Source organism: Streptomyces sp. NBC_00659 (genome assembly GCF_036226925.1).
GTDB lineage: Bacteria > Actinomycetota > Actinomycetes > Streptomycetales > Streptomycetaceae > Streptomyces.
The window spans coordinates 444,654-463,789 of the sequence record NZ_CP109031.1 but is presented as its reverse complement, the minus strand read 5'-3'; the positions used below and the strand labels follow the sequence as shown (position 1 = coordinate 463,789).

The window sequence follows — 19,136 nt, the reverse complement described above, 5'->3', positions numbered from 1 at the left end:
ACACGCGCGAAGGCGCGTCCCGGCCGTCACGCCCTCCTGGCGCGGCCGACTCACTCGCTCCCGCTCAGGAGTTGAGGAACTCCAGCAGATCGGCGCCCAGTTGGTCCTTGTGCGTGTCCGTGATGCCGTGCGGTGCGCCCGGATAGACCTTGAGGGTCGCGTTCTTGATACGGGCGGCCGACGCCTTGCCGCCGACCTCGAACGGCACGACCTGGTCGTCGTCGCCGTGGACGACCAGCGTGGGGACGTCGAAGGCGTCCAGGTCGGACCGGAAGTCGGTGGCGGAGAACGCCGCGACACACTCGTAGGCGTTGCGGTGTCCCGCCTCCAGACCCTGCCGCCAGAACGCGTCCCGGATGCCCTGCGAGACCTCGGCGCCGGGCCGGTTGTTGCCGAAGAACGGTCCGTCGGCGAGGTCGTGGTAGAGCTGCGAGCGGTCGGCGAGGGAACCGGCGCGCAGCGCGTCGAACTCCTCGATCGGCACACCGCCGGGGTTGTCGTCGGTCTTGAGCATGAAGGGCGGTACGGCGGAGACCAGGACGAGCTGGGCGAGGCGTGCGGTGCCGTGCCGGCCGACGTAGCGGGCGACCTCGCCGCCGCCGGTGGAGAAGCCGACGAGCGTCGCGTCGCGCAGATCGAGGGTGTCGATGAGGGTGGCGAGGTCGTCGGCGTAGGTGTTCATCTCGTTGCCGTTCCAGGTCTGGTCGGAACGGCCGTGCCCGCGCCGGTCGTGGGCGATGGCGCGGAAGCCGTTCGCGGCGAGGAACAGCTGCTGCGCCTCCCAGCTGTCGGCGTTCAGCGGCCAGCCGTGGCTGAGCACGACCGGCCTGCCCTGACCCCAGTCCTTGTAGTGGATCCGCGCTCCGTCGGCCGCGGTGACGTACGGCATGGGTGCTCCCGTCTTCGGACGATTTCCGACCGGTTGATCGTCCGCCGGGAACGGGCGGCCCCGAATCCCGTGCGGCGCGTAGTCGTGACCGCCGCGTGCCGGTCGCGTCACCGGGTGTCCGCGCCCTGCGAACGGTCCGCCCAGCCGCCTGGATCGGCGGACCGGCCCCTGCACCGGCGGTGCGAGGGAGTACCTGGGCCCGGCTCCGGGCTCAGAGCCCCGGCGCCTCGCCGAGCCGGCGTCGGGAGGTGACGTCGAGCTTCCGGAAGACCTTTCTCAGGTGGTAGTCGACCGTGCCGGCGCTGATGAAGAGCTGGGCGGCGATCTCGGCGTTGGTCGCGCCGTCCTTCGCTAGCCGGGCGATCGTGAGTTCCTGCGGGGTCAGGGCGGGCTGCGGTCCCGCGGATCCACGGCGGGGGTGTTCCCCGGTCGCGGCCAACTCCTGGGCGCTGCGCGCCGCGTAGCCCATGGCCCGCATGCCGTCGAACATCGCCAGGGCCGTACGCAATTGCTCACGGGCGTCCTTGCGGCGCTTGCGGCGGCGCAGCCACTCGCCGTACAGCAGATGGGCGACGGCGCGATCGGAGCGGGCCCTGGTGCCGGAGAGCAGGGTGATCGCCTTGCGATAGAGCGGTTCGGCTTCGTCGGCGGGAGCGAGCAGCGCTTCCGAACGAGCCAGTACGCCCAGCGCCCACGGTGTGTTCGCGGCCGTGGCGCGGGAGGTGAGCGTACGCAGTGCGGCCGAGGCCAGCACGCGGTCGCCGCAGCGCACCGCCGCCTCGACGAGGTGGGGCAGCAGCCGGGAGTGCACCCCGAGGACGTCGTGCTCGATCAGTTCGTGGGCGGTGGCGCGTGCCTGCGCGTAGTCGCCGCGGCTCAGCGCCAGGACGACGGCGCCGATGCGGGCGATGGACGCGACGGCGCCCGCGCCGAGCCGGGTTCCGGCCTCCATCGAGCCGCGCAGGACGGTGTCGAGATCGTCGGCCTCACCGTGCCAGGCGAGCAGTTCCGGGTGCCGGTAGATGGCCCACACCTCGTCGTTGGCACCGATCGCGGATCGGATCTGGTGACCCTCGGTCAACAGGTCGTCGGCGGCGGCCAGTTCGCCGAGATTGGTCTCGGACATGGAGGCGCAGTACAGGGCGGAGTCCAACTGCCACAGGGCGCCCGCCCGTCGGCTGATGTCGGCACCGCGCCGGATGACGGCGGTGTGCGCCTCCTCGTCCCACAGGACCATGGTCATGGTGATGACGGGCACCTGGCCGAGCAGCACGTCCTCGTCGCAGGTCCGCGGGTCGAGCAGCATCGCGGCGGCCCTCCGCAGGTAGGGCACGGCGCTCTCGTACCCGTCGGTGGCCAGGACCGCGAACGCGCGCAGTACGAGGTCGACACCGGTGGCGGGCGCGTCGCGCGGCACCAGTTCCTCGATGGCTCGGGCGATCTCGGCCGGTGTCGTCCCCTCCGTGAGGTGTTCGGCGGTGATGACACGCTCGACGGCCCTGAGCAGCGCCTCACGGGCGAGGTCGGGTGCTCCGCCGGTCAGGGAACGGGCCGCGTTCAGGCACAGCGCCGGCGCCTTGGCGAACGAACAGGCGTCGCCGAGCGCGATGACGGTGTGCGCGCGGACGAGCAGCGCCCTGCCCCGGCCGACGTCGTCGAGCAGTGAGACGTCGAGGGTGTCGAGGAGCGATTCCGCCTGCACCGGCGCTCCGGCGCGCAGCGCGGCCTCGGCCGCGGCCAGCAGCCGTTCGGCGCGTGTCCCTGCCCGCGAGGTGAGTTCGGCGGCCCTGGTCAGGAAGGTGGCGCGGGCCGCGTAGCCACCGCGCGCGCCCGCCCGGTCGGCCGCCCGCTCCACCTCGGCGGCGACGGCCTCGTCCGGGCCGAGCGCCGCCGCGGCGAGGTGCCACGCGCGCCGGTCGGAGTCGGCCGGGCGGTCGGTGACCTCGGCCAGGGCGCGATGGGCGCGTCGGCGCTCGCCGCCGTTCGCGCCGCCGTAGACCGCGGACCGCACCAGGGGATGCCGGAACCGCGCGATGGTCCGCAGCACCACGAGCCGCTCGGTCTCGGCGGGGCCGGAGGCCTCGGGGTCGACGCCGAGGCGCCGCGCCGCGCCGGTGACGTATCCGAGATCGCCGCCCGGCTCGGCGGCGGCCAGCAGCAGCCAGGTCCGGGCCGGTTCCGGCAGCGCCCGCACCTGCCGGAGGTAGTGGGCCTCCAGCCGGCCGCCGAGAGGCAGCGGTTCGGGCAGGGCGAGTCCCCCGGAGAGCTGCTCGGCGGAGAGCTCCTCTCCGAGGTCGGCCAGCGCCAGGGGGTTCCCGGACGTCGCGGTGACGATCCTGGCCGCGACCCGGGCGTCGAGCTGACCGGGGACAGCCTCGCGCAGCAGTTCCAGGGCGAACTCGTCCGCCAGGCCTCCTACTTCGATGACCGGCAGCCCCGCGGGTACTTCGAAACCGGTGCGGGCCGCGAACAGCAGACCGACGCCCTCGGCGTGGAGCCGTCGGCCCACGAAGGACAGGACGCCCAGCGATTCGTCGTCGAGCCACTGCATGTCGTCGACGCAGCACAGTACCGGGCGTTTCCTGGCCACTTCGGCGAGCAGGGTCAGCACCGCGAGCCCGACGAGGAACCGGTCGGCCGGCGGGCCGTCGGCCAGTCCGCAGGCCACGCGCAGCGCGTCGTGCTGGGTGGGCGGCAGCGCTCCGGAGTGCTTGAGCGCGTCCAGGCCGTCCCGTCCGTCCACCAGCGGGATGAGCATCCGGTGCAGCGCGGCGAAGGGGAACCCTGCGCTCTCGGACTCGATCCCCGCCACCGAGACCACGCGCAGGTCGGCGGCCTCCGCCGCCGCGTAGTCCAGCAGCGCGGTCTTGCCGATCCCGGCGTCTCCGCGCAGCACCGTCACCTTGCTGAGCCCGTCACGCATTCCTGCCACGAACCCTTCGAGGACTCGGCGTTCCCCGGCCCGCCCCTTGAGTGTCAACGCCACGCCCTTCGGATGCTCCGGTGGCGAGTCGACGGCGGCACGCTCCCTCGCGCCCGCAGTGATCTCACGCTCCGCCTGTCCTGCCCATCCTGGAGGGACCCGACCAGGAAAGGGGGCTGCCGGCGGAAGTTCGAGATCACGTTCCGCTTCGCCGGCTCGGCGCGTCCTGACGGGGGAACTCGACCGGCTGGTGCGGGAGTTCGCGCGAGGGGTCTTGAGAGCGAGTAACTGCGGCAGCGATGCCGGACTCCCGAAGCCTGCGGGCCAGTCGTTCCATCCCGGGAAGCGTTCCTGTGCAGTCACCGTCCAGCACACGGCGCAGCACGGCCTTGGCGTCCATCAGGTCGATGCCGAGCGCAACCTCGTCCGGCCGCGCGATCAGGACACCCGGGCCAGGACCCTGACCTGCAAGTCAGGGGCTTCCGCGCCACGCTTCAGGCGACGGGGGAGACGAGGTCGGGAAGCGGGCGTCGGGCGACCTCGCGGGCTTCGTCCGGCGGGACGCCCAGCATGCGCAGGACCATCTCGGCGAGGTTCGCCGCTGCCTCGTCCCCGTCCAGGTCGGGGCGCGCGAACCGCAGCTCCACCAGGGACAGGAGGGTTCCGCCCAGCGCCGTGAGGGCGACCGCCGGATCGAGGGCGGTGAAGCGGCCGGAGGCCATACCCGCCTGGAGGTCCCGCACCGCCCGGGCGGCCAGGCCGTTCTCGGAGTGGATGTGGGACAGGCCGCAGCGGCGCAGGACCTGCATCAGGTCCGGGTGGGACGTGGTCAGCCGGGCGCTGAGGCGGAAACCGGCCGCGACGAGTTCGGCCGGGTCGTCGATGCCGGTCAGGCGCTCGTCGAAGGTCCTGCCGAACTCCTCCAGGGCGTCGACCACGGCCGCGTCGAACAGCTCCGTCTTGGACTGGAAGTGGTTGTAGAAGGAGCCGAAGCCGACGTCGGCGCGTTCGGCGATCACCTGGATGCTGGCGCTGGTGTCCCCGGATTCGGCAAGGATCTGCCGGGCCGCGTGGACGAGGGCGCCGCGGGTCTTGGCGCGGCGCCGGTCGAAACGGTTGCCGGGCGGGGCTGACGTAGGCATGCGCAGATTCTAACCGCCGAGGCGATGACTGCCGCAGTCCTGATGAACTCATCATTTCTCGTCGCGAACGTATTGACGACGGAACCGTCACAGTTGATGATTTCATCATTACGGCGATGTTGCTGGGAGGACACCATGTCTGAAACCCGCCTCGACGGGACTGACGCAAAGACGGCCCATCAAGACCTCCACAGTGAGCAGGGTGCCCAGCGCGGTGAGCATCCGGGACGCTCCCGGAACCCCGTGATCAAGGTGGCGGACCTGGCCTGGCTGGAATTCGAGAAGCCGGACCTGGAGCGGGCGGAAGTCTTCGCCCGCGACTTCGGCTTCCGGACCGCCGCGCGCACCGAGCACGAACTGTGGCTGCGGGGCACCTTCTCCGGATCGCCCTGCATGGTGATCCGGCGCGGCCGCACGTCCCGCTTCATCGGCCCCGCCTTCCGCGCGGCCGAACGGGGCGACCTGGACCGCCTGGCGCGCGCCACCGGTGCGGACGTGCGCGGCGCGGACGTGCCCGGCGGCGGCACGGTGGTCGACCTGCTCGACCCCTCCGGCTTTCCGGTACGGGTCGTGCACTGCGCGGAACCGCTCCCCGAACTGCCGGGGCAGCAGCCGCAGCTCCTCAATTCCGGCACCGAGCGGCGTCGCACCGACGCCACCCAGCGCCCGCCGCGGGAGCCGTCCCGGATCCAGCGCCTGGGACACGTGGTGCTGGAGACGCGGGTGTTCGCGAGGGCACTGGACTGGTACCTCGACACCCTCGGCATGATCGTGTCGGACTTCCTGTTCCTGGACGGGCAGCGCGGGCGCGGTCCGACGATGGCGTTCATCCGCTGCGACCAGGGCAGTCTGCCCGTCGACCACCACACCCTGGCCATGCACCTCGGCCCCGCCAACGGATACGTCCACTCCGCCTACCAGGTCACCGACCTGGACTCGATCGCGGCAGGCGGCGAATACCTGGGCGAGCGCGGTTACAAGCGCAGCTGGGGCATCGGCCGGCACATCCAGGGCAGTCAGCTGTTCGACTACTGGCGCGACCCCGACCGCTTCATGCTGGAGCACTTCGCCGACGGCGACCTGTTCTCCCGCGACCTCGAACCGGGCTGGGCGCCGATGTCGACCAGCGGACTGGCCCAGTGGGGGCCGCCCGCCACCCGCGATTTCCTCGGCGCGAGCCCCTCCCCGCAACGGATCCGCGACGTCATCCAGGCCCTGCGCGGCGACAACGAGCTGGACCCCGCCCGTCTGCTCGGCCTGATGAAGGCCATCAATTCCTGACCCCGCCCCCTCACAAAGGCACCGACATGAGTACCAACATCCTGCGCACCGCCGACGGCTGGTGGGTGGTGCGCGACGAGCACGCCGTTCTCATCGACACCAAGGCCGTCACCACCGCGGACCTGATCGCCGACCGCCAGGCCGTCCGTGAGGCCGCCGAGAGCACCGCGGCGGGCACGCCCGTCGCGGACCTGGCCGCCCTCTCCCCGGTCACCACCCCCTGCCGGGTCGTCGCCCAGATGGTCAACTACCGCAGCCACGCCCGCGACTCGGGCTTCACCGGCGACATACCGCCCGCCTTCTTCCGCAAGGCGTCCGGCTCGGTGAGTAGCCCGGGCGATGCCATCGTCCGCCCCCGGCACGTACGGTTCCTCGACTACGAGGTGGAACTCGGCCTGGTCATGGCCGCGCCGCTGCCCGTCGGCACCGTCGTCCAGGAGGGCGACCTGCCCTCGTACGTCGCCGGCCTCGTCATCACCAACGACGTCAGCGCGCGGGACGTGCAGCTGACCAAGACGCAGTTCTACGAGAGCAAGTCGTACCCGACCTTCACGCCCACCGGCCCCCACCTGGCCCTGCTGGACGCGGAAGACTTCGCCCACCTCCTCGACCTGCGACTGAAGTTGAGCGTCAACGGGGACCTCCGCCAGGACCGCACCCTCACCGACATGATCGTGTGGCCGGCCGAGGCGCTGACACTCCTCGCCCGGTTCCAGACCCTCGACGCCGGAGACCTCCTGCTGACCGGCACCCCCGGCGGCACCGCTCTCAAAGCCCCGCCGAAGGCCATCGAGAAGATCGGCGCCCTCCTGCCGCCCGCAGTGAAATGGAAGACGTTCTTCAAGAGCCAGGCCCGCAATCCTCACTACCTGCGCCCCGGCGACATCGTGACCGCGACCATCGCCACCCCGGACGGGCGCATCGACCTCGGCGAGCAACGCAATTCCGTGTCCGACGCGAAGTGACCGACGCGACGTGACCGACGTGAACTGAACCCGAAACGAGCCGCACATGACCGTCGAGCACATCCCGGCCGACATACCCGTGGTGATCATCGGCGCCGGACCGGTGGGCGTGACCGCCGCCCTCCTCCTGGCCCGGCGCGGAGTACGCACCGTCGTCCTGGAACGCCACCACGCCCCCTACCCGCTGCCCCGCGCCGTCGCAGCCGACGACGAGGTCCACCGGATCCTCCAGGCCGCCGGTGTCGGTGAGGAGTTCACCGCGATCAGCCGCCCGGCCCGCGGACTGCGGCTGCTGGACGCCCGGCACCGGGTGATGGCCGAGTTCCCGCGAGCGGCGCTCGGCCACCACGGCTACCCGCAGACCAGCATGTTCGACCAGCCCGAGCTGGAGCGGCTGCTGCGCGACGCCCTCACCCTGCGCCCGGAGTGCGAACTGCGCAGCGGCGCGGAAGTGACCGCCATCCGCCCGGACGGCGCGGGCCCCGTCCGCGTGACCTACCGCGACGAGCACGGCGAGCACCAGCTGCGGGCGGAGGCCGTCCTGGGCTGCGACGGTGCGAACAGCATCACCCGCACCGCCATCGGCGCCGCCTGGGAAGACCTGCGCTTCGAAGAGCGCTGGACCGTCCTCGACATCCGCACCGATGCCGACGTCCGCTGCTGGGAGGGCGTCGAGCAGATCTGCGACCCCCACCGGCCGGCCACCTTCATGCGCGTCGGCGAGGACCGCTACCGCTGGGAGTTCCGCCTGGAAGACGGCCACGAGACGGTCCGAGAACTCCTCGCCCCATGGCTGCCACCCTCGTACGAAGGAGACTTCGAGGTCGTCCGCGAGAGTCGGTACACCTTCCGGGCGCTGGTCGCCGACCGGTGGCACAGCGGACGGGTCTTCCTCCTGGGCGACGCCGCCCACCTGACTCCGCCCTTCGTCGGGCAGGGGCTGTGCTCGGGCCTGCGCGACGCCTACAACCTCACCTGGAAACTGGCCCGCGTCCTCGGACAGGGCGCCGACGAACGGCTGCTGGACACCTACGAGAGCGAACGCAGACCACACGCCCGGCACATGATCCGCCTCGCGGTCGCCATGGGCTGGGCCATGACCGGCGGCCAGGACGGCGCCGCCGCACTCCGCCGCAGACTCCTGGCCGCGGCCTGCCGCGTACCCGGCCTCACCGCAGCGGCCGGCCGCGACCTCAGTCCAGCCCTGACCACCGGGCCGCTCGTACGACGCCGGACGCGGCCCGGCCGGCGCGGCCTCGCGGGCACCCACTGCCCGCAGCCGTGGACCGACACCGACACCGACACCGGCAGGACCCGCCTCGACGACCTGCTCGGCGACTCCTTCACCATCCTGACCGCCGACGTTCCCACCCCCTCGCTGAGCGCCCTCGCCGACAGCCTCGGCGCCCGCCCGATCCGCGTGACCGAACTGGGCGACGACGGCACCCTCGCCGCCTGGCTGCGCGCCGGCCGGGCGGACGCCGTCCTCCTGCGCCCCGACCGCGTCGTCCTGGATGTCATCCCCACCGGAAGCGACTCCTTCACCGACACCGCCGCCTGGGCATTCCTCCTGCACACCACGCGCAGCCCTCGCCCTCGCCCCCGCCCACGGACCGCCCGGAAGAGCTCGCTGAGGAGCGCCACCCGATGACCACCAGCCCCGACCCGGCCCCCTTCACGACACCCGACCCGAAGGACGTCGCCGACAGCCGCATCGCCGACTTCGCCCGCCACGCCGGACTGGACGGCACCGACTACGCCGCCCTGCACCACTGGTCGGTCACCGACCTGGAAGGCTTCTGGCGTGCCGTGTGGGAGTACTTCGACATCGACGCCGACACCTCCTACGAGCAGGTGCTCGCCGAAGAGACCATGCCCGGCGCCCGCTGGTTCACCGGAGCCACCCTCAACTACACCCACCACGCCCTGCGTCATCTCCCCGACGACCAGAGCGCCGTCATCGCCCTGGACGAGACCGGAGCCGCCTACGAGCTGACGGGCAGGCAGCTGCGCGCGCAGGTCGCCTCCGTCGCAGCCACCCTGCGCGACCTGGGTGTCCGGCCCGGCGACCGCGTCGTCGGCTACCTGCCCAACACGCCGCACGCCATCGTCGCGTTCCTGGCCGCCGCGAGCCTGGGGGCCGTCTGGTCGGTGTGCGGGCAGGACTACGCCCCCACGGCGGCCGCCGACCGGTTCGCCCAGCTGGAGCCGACCGTTCTGGTCGCCGCCGACGGCTACCTCTTCAACGGCACCACACACGACCGGCGCGACGCCGCCCTCGAACTGGCCGGCGCGCTGCCCACACTGAAGGCCACCCTGCTCGTGGACCACGTCGGCCTGCCCTGGCCGTCCCGCGACCATCCCTCGCTCGTCGTCCCATGGACGGACGCCTCCAGCCGCTCGGAAGAACTCACCTGCACCCCCGTACCGTTCGACCACCCCCTGTGGGTCGTCTTCTCCTCCGGCACCACGGGCCTGCCCAAGGGCATCGTGCACGGCCACGGCGGTGTCCTGCTGGAGCACCTCAAAACCCTCGGCCTGCACTCCGACCTCGGTCCCGCAGACCGCCTCCTGTGGTACACGACAACCCACTGGATGATGTGGAACCTGATCGCCTCCACCCTCCTGACCGGCGCCACGACCTGTACCTACGACGGCAGCCCAGCACCCTTCGCACAACCCGACATCCTGTGGAAACTGGCCTCCCGTCACCGCGTCACCGTCTTCGGCACCAGCCCCCAATACCTGCTGGGCATGGCCAAGTTCGGCATCGATCCCGCCGTCCACGACCTGTCGTCCGTCCGCGTGGTCGGCTGCACCGGCTCCGCCCTTCCCGCCTCCGCCTACCCCTGGGTCCGCGACCACGTCGGCGAGGGCGTCCTGCTCGCCTCCACCAGCGGCGGCACCGACATCGTCTCCGGCTTCGCCGGCAGCGCACCCAGCACCTCCATCTGGGCCGGAGAACTCTCGGCACCCAACCTCGGTGTGGCGCTGGCCGCCTACGACACCGCAGGGCTCCCCGTCACCGGCCAGGTCGGCGAACTCGTCGTCACCCGCCCCATGCCGTCCATGCCGCTGTACTTCTGGAACGACCCCGACGGCACCCGTTACCGCGACGCCTACTTCACCGCCTACCCCGGCATCTGGCGCCACGGCGACTGGATCACCCTCACCCGGCACGGCTCGGTCATCGTCCACGGCCGGTCCGACTCCACCCTCAACCGCAACGGCGTCCGCCTGGGCAGCGCCGACATCCACGACATCGTCGAACGCCTCCCCGAGATCACCGAAGCCCTCGTCATCGGCGCGGAAGAGCCCGACGGCGGCTACTGGATGCCGCTGTTCGTGACCCTGACGGCCGGAGCCGTCCTGGGCGACGACCTGCGCAGGCAGATCAAGGACGCGATCCGCAGCGGCGTATCGCCCCGCCACGTCCCCGACGAGATCCTCGAAGTGCCGGGCATCCCGCACACCCGCACCGGCAAGAAGCTGGAAGTCCCCGTCAAACGCCTCCTCCAGGGCGCCCCGGCCGAAGAAGTCGTCAACCCGGCCACGGTGGACGCTCCCGACCTCATCGACTACTACGCCCGCCTGGGCACCGAACGCAGAGACCGATCGACATGACTCGGTTCGCCCCACGATCCCGCCCTGCTCGCGCGTCGCGAGCCCGCATGGAGACTCCCGATGCTGTACGAGCTGAGCACCGCTGACCGTGCGGCTCTTCCGGCCGACCGGATCACCCGGCCCGGCTACGAGCACCTGGAGAGCGGCTGGACCCGACTGTCCAGCGGCGTGGTCATGGTCGGCGTCCTGACGCCCATGCCCGGCGTCACCGCAAAGATGTGGGACTGGTGGTTCGGCTGGCACAGCACGGAGAGCGCCCGCTACAAACTGTGGTTCCCCGACGCCCACCAGTACGCGGCGCTCGGGGAGGACCGCAGCGCGGACCGGACCCTGACCGACCGGCAGCGCTACATCGGCAACGTTTCCTACGTCGACGAGTACATCGGCGGCCGTCTCCAGAAGCTGGCCATCCGGTTCCTCGATCCGGAGAAGATGGGCATCCCCGCATCGTCCGGTACCACGCACATCTGCGCCCGGGTCACCCTCAGCACCCACCCCGTCGCGATCGGCTGGCTCATCCACCAGGTACGCCCGACCGACGACGGAGCCGAGATGCGGTCCCGGTTCTTCCTCAACGACACCGGCATCCTCGACCTCCCCGCCTGCTCGTTGTCGCCGTCCGCCGGCGGGCGGGCGCTCGCCTCCCCCTGGGGCGCCGCATCGGCCGTACCCCGCTGCCCGTCCTCGCGCCGCGCCTGATGCCGAGCACATTGGGCACCGACATGCTGCACCACTGCGCATCGGAGATGAATCATCTCGCGGGCTTCCTACCGCAGCTGTACGACGAGTTCCGCGGCACACCGTGAGTGTCATGGGGGGTATGAGATCGCGGTGGTCGACCTCATCACCTGCGGACTCACCGCCGAATCCCACCCCTGCCCGGTACGACGGATCATCAATCGGTCGGTCCGGACGCACCGCTCAGTCCGAGAGTTCCCACAACAGCCGGTAGTACATGATCCGTTTCCGGTCCGGCTCGACCCCGTAGGCTTCGAGCAGCGGTTCCTCCCATCCCGGACCGTAGTTCCACTGCGTTTCCTTGCAGGGTGCCCTGGCCTTCGGGCCGGGGGTGAATGCGAGTCCCTGTGGAGCAGGGCAGGGGCAGAGGAATCGCTGTCAGGGCGATTCGTCGTCGCCCTGACGGTGTCGAGGGCGATATCGAGCAGGTGCAGGATCTCGGCGTCGAGGGGGCCGCCGGTCGGCGGCCGGTTGAGCGGTGAGCCGGGCGTGGGGTTCTTCGGGATGCGAAGCGTGAATTTGAACATTCCTCCGTTATGGCGTTATTGCGCTATTACAGTGACGGCATGGCAAGGTTCCGTATGTACCCCACGTGCGCGCAGGAGCAGCAGATGTTGCTGCACTGCGCGCACGCCCGGTACGTGTGGAACCTGGCGGTCGAACAGCATGCGCACTGGCGCCCGGGCCGCAGGTCAGCGCCGGGTTTCGCCGGGCAGTGCCGCCAGCTCACCGAGGCCCGGCGCGACAACGAGTGGCTCGGCATGGGGAACGCGGACGTGCAGCAACAGGCCCTGAAGGACTTCACCACAGCGAAGAATGCCCGCTTCACGTCCGGGTTCGGTGAGCCGACCTGGCGCAAGAAGTTCGTGCATGAGGGCTTTCGTGTCATCGGCACCGACCGCGTCCCGGAGTTGGCCGAGGACGGTTCACCGAAGCTGAACGCGAAGACCGGCAGGCAGGTCATGGGCCGCTTGGTGGTGGTGCAGAAGCTGAACCGCCGGTGGGCGCGGGTGAAGGTGCCCGGCTGCGGCTGGGTCCGCTTCCGCCTTACCCGGACCGCGCTGCCCGCCGCGAAGACGTTCCGTGTCACCTTGCGCAACGGCCGGTGGCACATCGCCTTCGCGGTCATCCCCGCACCGCTCGCCGCACCCGGCACCGGAGAGGTCATCGGTATCGACCGGGGCGTGAAAAATACGGCCGCCCTCTCGGATGGGCGGATGCTGAACTGCCCGCAGCTCACCGTGAAGGAACGCGCGCAGGTCCGTAAACACCAGCGACGTGCCGCACGTGCCCCGAAGGAAAGCGAGCAGAAGAGCGCCGAGTACGCCAAGGTGGCCAGGCTCAAAGCGCGTGAGGCCGACCGGCGCAAGGACTGGTGCGAGAAGACCTCGACGATGCTGGCCCGCACCTACGGCCTGGTGCGGTTCGAGAAGCTGAACATCAAGAACATGACCCGCTCGGCCAGGGGAACCACCGAGCAGCCCGGCAGGCAGGTCAGGCAGAAGGCCGGGCTGAACCGGGCGATCCTGGCCCGGGGCTGGGGCCTGCTCCGCCGGCGCACCGGGCACAAGGCCCCGGGCCGGGTCGAAGACGTCCCCGCCCCCTACACCAGTCTGCGCTGCAGTGTCTGCGGTTGGATCGACAAGAACTCGCGCAAGAGCCAAGCCGAGTTCGTCTGCTCCTTCTGCGGCTTCGCCTGCAACGCCGATACCAACGCAGCAGTCAACGTCGCGGCAGGACAGGGCGGGATCCCCCGCCCCCGGCGAACAGCCGGTGCCGGAGGGACGACACCGCCCGAACAGCGGTCGAGCGTCCGTGAACCTCAACCCAGCCGGGTTGGAATCCCCCTCGTTTAAGAGGGGGAGGATGTCAATTCACAAACCGTTGCGTGTCACCGGAGCTGATCCGGAACGTCAGTCCGCCGAGCTCGTTCTCCCATACGGCCCGTGCCGACCAACCCGCCGCGAGCTCGGTGACGATCCGTGGAGGCTCGACGGGTCCTCCGGGCGAGGCGGCGATCATCCGCCCATTCTCGCCGGAGCGGCTCGTGGCAGGCCAACGGTTTGATCCCGGGGCCCTCGGCCTCGGCGGCCTACCACCGGGCGGCTCGTGCGATCCCGGATTCGGCCGTTTTGATCTTCCCCGGTTCGTCCCCTGGAAAGAATTCCGTGCAGGCACTGTTCAGCACCGAGATCCGAGGAAATCCATGGTCGACACGGTCAACTCACTGGCCGCACGTGTTCACGAACTGCTGGTGGCAAACATGGCCAACGCTGCCGCCGCGGTGGTTCCGGGACAGAGCGTCCTCTCCTCGCTCGCGCGTACGTTCCTCGGTGTCCCCCAGCAGGTCGACGTCACCGCGGGCTTCCACGACGTCGTCGCGCGCGCCGCGGCGCTCGGCCCCGACGGCACCTGGCTCGTCGCCGCGGGCAACGCCGGGCTCGCCGGCCTGGCCGTCGCGCGGGGACAGACAGGGCAGGCGCTCTCCCACCTCGACGTGGCGGTGACAGCGGGCTACAACGACTGCGTGGCGCTCCACATGCCCGCTCTGCAACCGCTGCACAACGATCCCCACTTCCGCGCCGTGTACCAGCGGATGCGCGTCACACCTGCCGACCTCGACGAGTTCTTCTGGCTGCATCAGGAGATGCAGGTCATGTCACGAGACGCCCAGAGGGCGAGCATCGACAACATCGGCCGCCACGACGTCGGGGTGTCGCTGTTGCCCCAGGCTCCCCTCCCGACCCGCACACCGAACACCGCCGGCGTCCTGATCACCCGCATCGATCTCGCCGCGGCCCAGACCTCGCTCCAACAGGCCGCCACGAACGCGGACATCCAGCGCAGCTCCGGCAACATCAGCCTGAGTGTCATCGACGACTCGTGGGACTACTCGCGCGCCAGGCGCGATGCCTGGCGGGCCGACGAGCTGGAATCCCAGCGCCGACAAGCCGCCGTTGCACGGGCCTTCGTCGAACGCCCCGGCGTCGGCACCGCGCTCAGCCCCTGTCCGCCGCTGGGCTCGATCTCGTACCCGGGCTGAAGAGAAGCACAAGATGCCAGACCCCGCGGCCGGTTCGATCGTCCGAAGTGCTGGGCAGCGGGATCTCGCGCAGGGGAGGATGGTCGTCATGACGAGCGAAGGCACCTCGATCGACGCAACCAAGCCCAGTATCGCGCGTGTTTACGACTATCTGCTGGGCGGCAAGGACAACTACGCCGTGGACCGGGAGATCGGCGACGTGTTCAAACGCGACCTTCCCGGCTCGGTCGCGATCGCCTTCGCCAACCGCTCCGCGTTGACCCGGGCCATCGCGGAGATAGCGACGACCACCGACGTGACCCAGTTCATCGACCTGGGCAGTGGTCTGCCGACCGCCGACAACGTGCACCAGGTGGCGCAACGCCATACCCCGGAGTCCCGCGTGGTGTACGTCGACATCGACCCTCAAGTGCTCGTCCATGGGCGGGCCTTGCTGGAGGAGAACGACCGGACCCGGGTCATCGAGGCCGATGTCCGTGACCCCGAGGCCGTCTACAACCACCCCGAGACCCGGGAAATGATCGACTTCGAACGCCCGGTCGCCGTCGTGTTCAGTGCCATCCTCCACCACGTCAACGACGAGGAGGACCCTGCCGCGATCGTCCGCTACTGGCGCGACCGCGTGCCCTCCGGAAGCTACTTCTTCGTCAGCCACTTCCGTTCCGGCAACAACCCGGAGACGGCCGAGGCGGAGAAGGTCCTCCAGCAGACGTTCGGCCGCGGCCGCTGGCGCACCGACGAGGAGATAGCCTCCCTGCTGGACGGTCTGCAGATCCTTGATCCGGGAGTCGTCCCCGCCTCCCTGTGGCGCCCCGCAGAGGTCGGCAAGCCGTGGGGCGACGGCGGGGAGCGGGAACTCACCGTCTGGGAACACCTCATCGCCGCCGGGATGGCCCGCAAGGCCTGACGGCGTCAGGAAGTGGGCCTCTACGGCGAGGCGGGCCCCGGCGGCGAAGCGGCCCGCAAGCCGTGACCCCCGCAGTCCCGCCCGTCGGCGGTTCCGGCGGGACGGGTGCGCCCTGTCGGTCCGACGCCCAGGTGTACGGCAGCAGCCGCGTCGTCACCCGGCTTCGGGTTAACCCCACCCCCGATCCGCCAGCAGCCGCCATGGTCCGCCGTGACCGCGATCCGTAGCTTCGAGGTATCGCTACGCGAAGATCGTGAGAGGGCGGAACTTTGAGGCTGCGCGGGAACAGGCGCCGGAAGACGGACGACCAGCCGGAGCCTCAGGGCACGTCCGGTCCCGCTGTCGAACTGTGCGGCGTCCGGCGGCAGTACGGCCGCGGCAAGAGCGCCGTGCACGCCCTCGACGGCGTCGATCTCGTCCTGTCCCGCGGTACCTTCACCGCGGTCATGGGCCCGTCCGGCTCCGGCAAGTCCACGTTCCTCCAGTGCGCCGCCGGCCTCGACCGGCCGTCGGCCGGGTCCGTGCGCCTCGGCGGCACGGAGATCACCCGTATGCGTGAGAACCAGCTCACCGAACTGCGCCGCAGCCGCCTCGGCTTCGTCTTCCAGGCTTTCAACCTGCTGCCGTCCCTCACCGTCGAGGAGAACGTGCTGCTCCCGATGCGTCTGGCCGGACAGCGCCGGGACCGCCGCCGCGCCGCCCAGATGCTGGCGCAGGTCGGGCTCGCCGACAAGGCCGGGCGTCGGCCCGGCCAGCTCTCCGGCGGCCAGCAGCAGCGCGTCGCCATCGCCCGCGCGCTCGTCGCCCGCCCAGACGTGATCTTCGCCGACGAGCCCACCGGCGCCCTGGACTCCACCACGGCCGCCGAGGTCCTCGGCCTGCTCCGGCACGCCGTGGACACCCTCGGCGCCACCGTCGTCATGGTCACCCACGACCCCGCCGCGGCCGCCTGGGCCGACCGCGTGCTGTTCCTCGTGGACGGTGTCTTCGCCGGCGGCCTCGACCGTGGCTCGCCGGAGCAAATCGCGGCGCGGATGGCCGCCCTGACCTCCCGGACGGGCGCGATGGCGAGGGCCGCGGCGTGAGGAGCCTCGCTCCCAACGGCCTCGCCCGTGCGGCCGTGCGCTTCAAACCCGCCTCGTTCGCGGGCACGTTCATCGCGCTGATGATGTCGGCGCTGATCGTCTCCGCCTGCGGAATCCTCCTGGAGACGGGCGCCCGTGCCTCGGTACCGGCGGAGCGCTACGCGAGGGCGCCGGTCGTCGTGGCGGCCGACCAGTACGCCCACCTGGTCACGGGCAGCGGCGACAGCCGGTCGGACTCCCCGGCACCGCTGCCGGACACGGCGCGCGTGGACGGCGCCCTGGCGCGCGAGGCGGCCCGCGTGCCCGGCGTGAAGGCGGCGGTGCCGGACTTCGCGTTCCCGGTGCGTCAGGGCGACGGCACGCTGACCGGGCACGGCTGGGGATCGCACGCCTTCACCGGCGCGGCGCTCGTCTCCGGGGCCGCGCCCCGTACCGGCGAGGTCGTGCTCGACGCCCGGGCCGCGAGGACCGCGAAGGCCGGCATCGGCGACACGGTCGCGCTCGAAACCGCCACCGGGCGTGCCGACTTCAGAATCTCCGGAGTGGCGAAGGCCGGATCCGGCGACGTGACCAGGGCCGCCACCGGCTGGTTCGCCGACGCGCAAGCCCCAGCCCTCGCCGGGCATCCGGGCAGGGCCGACGCGATCGCCGTACTGGCGAGGACCGGAGTGGACACCCACGCCCTTGCCGCCGACGTGAAAAGGTCGCTCGCCGGCTCCGGCGCCAAGGTGTACACCGGCGAGGACCGTGGCGCCGTGGAGGAGCGCGGCCTCGGGTACGCGAAGGAGACGCTCACCGGCCTCGGCGGCTCCTTCGGCGGGATCGCCGCCGTGGTCGCCGTCTTCACGGCGGCCGGCACGGTCGCGCTGTCCGTCGCCCAGCGCGCCCGGGAATTCGCGCTGCTGCGCGCCATCGGGGCCACCCCGCGGCAGATCCGCCGCGCGGTCGCCGCCGAGGCGCTGCTCATCGCGCCCGCCGCGGGGCTGGTCGGCTGCCTGCCCGGGGTCGGCCTCGCGCACTGGTGGTTCGGGCAGCTGAAGGACCGTGGCGCCGTCCCGCAGGCCGTGGACCTGCACGTGTCCTTCATCCCGCTCGTCGTCGCCGTCGGCGTCGGACTGCTGACCGCTCTCGCGGCCGGCTGGGCCGCCGGCCGGGGGCCCTCGAAGATCAAGCCGGGACAGGCGCTCACCGAGGCGTCGGTGGAGCGCCTGCGGCCCGGTGTGATCCGTACCGGGCTGGGCGTCGGCGCCCTCGCCGGGGGCGGGTTCCTCACCGGCCTCGCCGCCCGTTCGGCCGGGGACGACGCCGCCAACGCCGCTCTCGGCGTCGTCATGCTCTTCATGCTCGCCGTCGCGCTCCTCGGCCCTCCGGTGGCGCGACTGTGCGCCACGCTGTTCTCACTGGCGCTGCGCGAGGGCAGCGCCGCGGCCTCGCTCGCGGCCGCCAACTCCCGTACGAACGCCCGGCGGCTGGCGTCCGCGATCACCCCGATCGTGCTGGCCGTGGCCTTCGCGTCGACGCTCGTCTTCATGCACACGAGCGAGAGCCACGTCGCCGCGCAGCAGGTGCGCGCCGGCGTCACCGCGGACCACGTGGTCACGGATCCGGCCGGACTGCCCGCCGACGCGGTCACCCGGGCCGCCCGGGTGCCCGGTGTCGACGTGGCCGTGGGCCTGCTCGACACGCAGGTCCTCGTGCCGGTCGGCTCCGGAGGCGACCGATGGCTCCAGGGCGCGGCGACCCAGGGCATCTCCGGCTCCGGCGCGCAGCTCGCGAAGGTGCAGGACCTCGACGTGCTCAGCGGCAGCCTGGACCGGGTCGAAAGAGGCCGGATCGCCATCGACAGGACGCTCGCCACGTCGGCGAAGGTCGAGATCGGCGACAGGCTGCCGCTCCACCTCCCGGACGGCACCAGGGTCAGCCCCGAAGTCGTCGCCGTGTACGGCCGCGGCCTCGGTCTCGCGACGGTGACCATGGACCGGGCCACTCTGGTCGCCCACGTCACATCGGGCTTCGACAGCACGCTGCTGGTACGGGGCGGCGACGCCCGAGCCCTGGCTCCCCTCGGCAAGGTCACCGACGCTTCCGGCTACGCCGTCGGGCGGGACACCGAGCGCGAGCTCAACGCCTGGGCCAACTACACGATGGCCGGTGTCCTCGGTGGCTTCGCGGCCGTCGCCTCCGCCAACACGCTGGTGATGACCGTCCTCGCCCGACGCAGCGAACTGGGCATGCTCCGCCTCGTGGGCGCCACCCGGCTCCAGGTGATGCGGATGCTCCGCTGGGAGGGTCTGCTGGTGGCCGTGGCGGGCGTGGTCCTGGGCACGGCCATCGCCGCGGCCACGCTCGTCCCGATGATGCGCGGCCTGACGGGGGAGTCCCCGTACGTGCCCCCGCTGGTGTACGGGGCGTTCGCCGCGGCCGCCGTGAGCCTCGGCCTGCTCGCCGTCAGCCTTCCCGCTCGCGCCGTACTGCGTGATGGGCGGGCCTGAGACCAGAGGACGGTGACCTGTGAGGGCACCGGTGACCCGCTGGCTTC

14 protein-coding genes are annotated in these 19,136 nt (G+C 71.4%); 11 read left to right on the top strand and 3 right to left on the bottom strand.

The genetic code is table 11. The features are described from left to right. Positions 1-64: 64 nt before the first annotated feature. From OG410_RS01835 to OG410_RS01825, 3 genes are all read right to left on the bottom strand, one after another. Positions 65-889, bottom strand: coding sequence for an alpha/beta fold hydrolase (locus tag OG410_RS01835; protein WP_329297442.1), 825 nt, complete (start codon positions 887-889; stop codon positions 65-67). Positions 890-1,100: 211 nt separating this feature from the next. Continuing rightward, positions 1,101-3,875 (bottom strand): helix-turn-helix transcriptional regulator, encoded by a 2,775-nt coding sequence (locus OG410_RS01830; RefSeq protein WP_329297441.1) that lies wholly within the window; start codon positions 3,873-3,875, stop codon positions 1,101-1,103. A 431-nt stretch (positions 3,876-4,306) separates the two neighbouring features. Next, positions 4,307-4,954: a TetR/AcrR family transcriptional regulator gene (locus OG410_RS01825; protein ID WP_329297440.1), complete on the bottom strand. Its 648-nt coding sequence runs from the start codon at positions 4,952-4,954 to the stop codon at positions 4,307-4,309. Between the two features lie 135 nt (positions 4,955-5,089). Between OG410_RS01825 and OG410_RS01820 the strand changes: the two genes are divergently transcribed. The 11 genes from OG410_RS01820 to OG410_RS01775 all read left to right on the top strand — a co-directional run bounded on the left by OG410_RS01820 (position 5,090) and on the right by OG410_RS01775 (position 19,089). Beyond that, the gene (locus tag OG410_RS01820; RefSeq protein WP_329297439.1) at positions 5,090-6,235 is read left to right on the top strand and encodes a VOC family protein; all 1,146 of its coding nucleotides are present in this window, start codon (positions 5,090-5,092) and stop codon (positions 6,233-6,235) included. Between the two features lie 26 nt (positions 6,236-6,261). Continuing rightward, positions 6,262-7,200: a fumarylacetoacetate hydrolase family protein gene (locus tag OG410_RS01815; RefSeq protein ID WP_329297438.1), complete on the top strand. Its 939-nt coding sequence runs from the start codon at positions 6,262-6,264 to the stop codon at positions 7,198-7,200. Positions 7,201-7,246: 46 nt separating this feature from the next. After that, positions 7,247-8,851, top strand: a complete 1,605-nt coding sequence (gene mhpA / locus OG410_RS01810) for a bifunctional 3-(3-hydroxy-phenyl)propionate/3-hydroxycinnamic acid hydroxylase MhpA (protein ID WP_329297437.1) — start codon at positions 7,247-7,249, stop codon at positions 8,849-8,851. Further along, on the top strand, positions 8,848-10,824 hold the full coding sequence (locus OG410_RS01805) for an acetoacetate--CoA ligase (RefSeq protein ID WP_329297436.1): 1,977 nt from the start codon (positions 8,848-8,850) through the stop codon (positions 10,822-10,824). The genes mhpA and OG410_RS01805 overlap by 4 nt, the downstream gene beginning before the upstream one ends. 60 nt (positions 10,825-10,884) lie before the next feature. Next, positions 10,885-11,523 carry a DAPG hydrolase family protein gene (locus OG410_RS01800; RefSeq protein WP_329297435.1) on the top strand — a complete coding sequence of 213 codons (639 nt, stop codon included), beginning with the start codon at positions 10,885-10,887 and terminating at the stop codon, positions 11,521-11,523. Continuing rightward, positions 11,523-11,630 carry a DAPG hydrolase family protein gene (locus tag OG410_RS42490; protein WP_443063701.1) on the top strand — a complete coding sequence of 36 codons (108 nt, stop codon included), beginning with the start codon at positions 11,523-11,525 and terminating at the stop codon, positions 11,628-11,630. Before OG410_RS01800 ends, OG410_RS42490 begins: the two co-directional genes overlap by 1 nt. Before the next feature lie 498 nt (positions 11,631-12,128). Further along, positions 12,129-13,418, top strand: coding sequence for an RNA-guided endonuclease InsQ/TnpB family protein (locus OG410_RS01795; protein WP_329297434.1), 1,290 nt, complete (start codon positions 12,129-12,131; stop codon positions 13,416-13,418). Positions 13,419-13,768: 350 nt separating this feature from the next. Further along, complete coding sequence (locus tag OG410_RS01790; RefSeq protein WP_329297433.1) at positions 13,769-14,605, top strand: hypothetical protein; 837 nt, start codon at positions 13,769-13,771, stop codon at positions 14,603-14,605. An 88-nt stretch (positions 14,606-14,693) separates the two neighbouring features. Then, a complete protein-coding gene (locus OG410_RS01785; protein ID WP_329297432.1) occupies positions 14,694-15,512 on the top strand; it encodes an SAM-dependent methyltransferase in 819 nt (272 codons plus the stop codon). 269 nt (positions 15,513-15,781) lie between these two features. After that, positions 15,782-16,597, top strand: a complete 816-nt coding sequence (locus OG410_RS01780; RefSeq protein ID WP_329297431.1) for an ABC transporter ATP-binding protein — start codon at positions 15,782-15,784, stop codon at positions 16,595-16,597. After that, a complete protein-coding gene (locus tag OG410_RS01775) occupies positions 16,594-19,089 on the top strand; it encodes an ABC transporter permease (protein WP_329297430.1) in 2,496 nt (831 codons plus the stop codon). The genes OG410_RS01780 and OG410_RS01775 overlap by 4 nt, the downstream gene beginning before the upstream one ends. Positions 19,090-19,136: the final 47 nt, after the last annotated feature.

Excerpts from the sequence above, each read along its gene's own strand:
- OG410_RS01835 (WP_329297442.1), bottom strand. The coding sequence starts at position 889 with ATGCCGTACGTCACCGCGGCCGACGGAGCGCGGATCCACTACAAGGAC.
- OG410_RS01825 (WP_329297440.1), bottom strand. The coding sequence starts at position 4,954 with ATGCCTACGTCAGCCCCGCCCGGCAACCGTTTCGACCGGCGCCGCGCC.
- OG410_RS01820 (WP_329297439.1), top strand. The coding sequence starts at position 5,090 with ATGTCTGAAACCCGCCTCGACGGGACTGACGCAAAGACGGCCCATCAA.
- OG410_RS01815 (WP_329297438.1), top strand. The coding sequence starts at position 6,262 with ATGAGTACCAACATCCTGCGCACCGCCGACGGCTGGTGGGTGGTGCGC.
- mhpA (WP_329297437.1), top strand. The coding sequence starts at position 7,247 with ATGACCGTCGAGCACATCCCGGCCGACATACCCGTGGTGATCATCGGC.
- OG410_RS01805 (WP_329297436.1), top strand. The coding sequence starts at position 8,848 with ATGACCACCAGCCCCGACCCGGCCCCCTTCACGACACCCGACCCGAAG.
- OG410_RS01800 (WP_329297435.1), top strand. The coding sequence starts at position 10,885 with ATGCTGTACGAGCTGAGCACCGCTGACCGTGCGGCTCTTCCGGCCGAC.
- OG410_RS42490 (WP_443063701.1), top strand. The coding sequence starts at position 11,523 with ATGCCGAGCACATTGGGCACCGACATGCTGCACCACTGCGCATCGGAG.
- OG410_RS01795 (WP_329297434.1), top strand. The coding sequence starts at position 12,129 with ATGGCAAGGTTCCGTATGTACCCCACGTGCGCGCAGGAGCAGCAGATG.
- OG410_RS01790 (WP_329297433.1), top strand. The coding sequence starts at position 13,769 with ATGGTCGACACGGTCAACTCACTGGCCGCACGTGTTCACGAACTGCTG.
- OG410_RS01785 (WP_329297432.1), top strand. The coding sequence starts at position 14,694 with ATGACGAGCGAAGGCACCTCGATCGACGCAACCAAGCCCAGTATCGCG.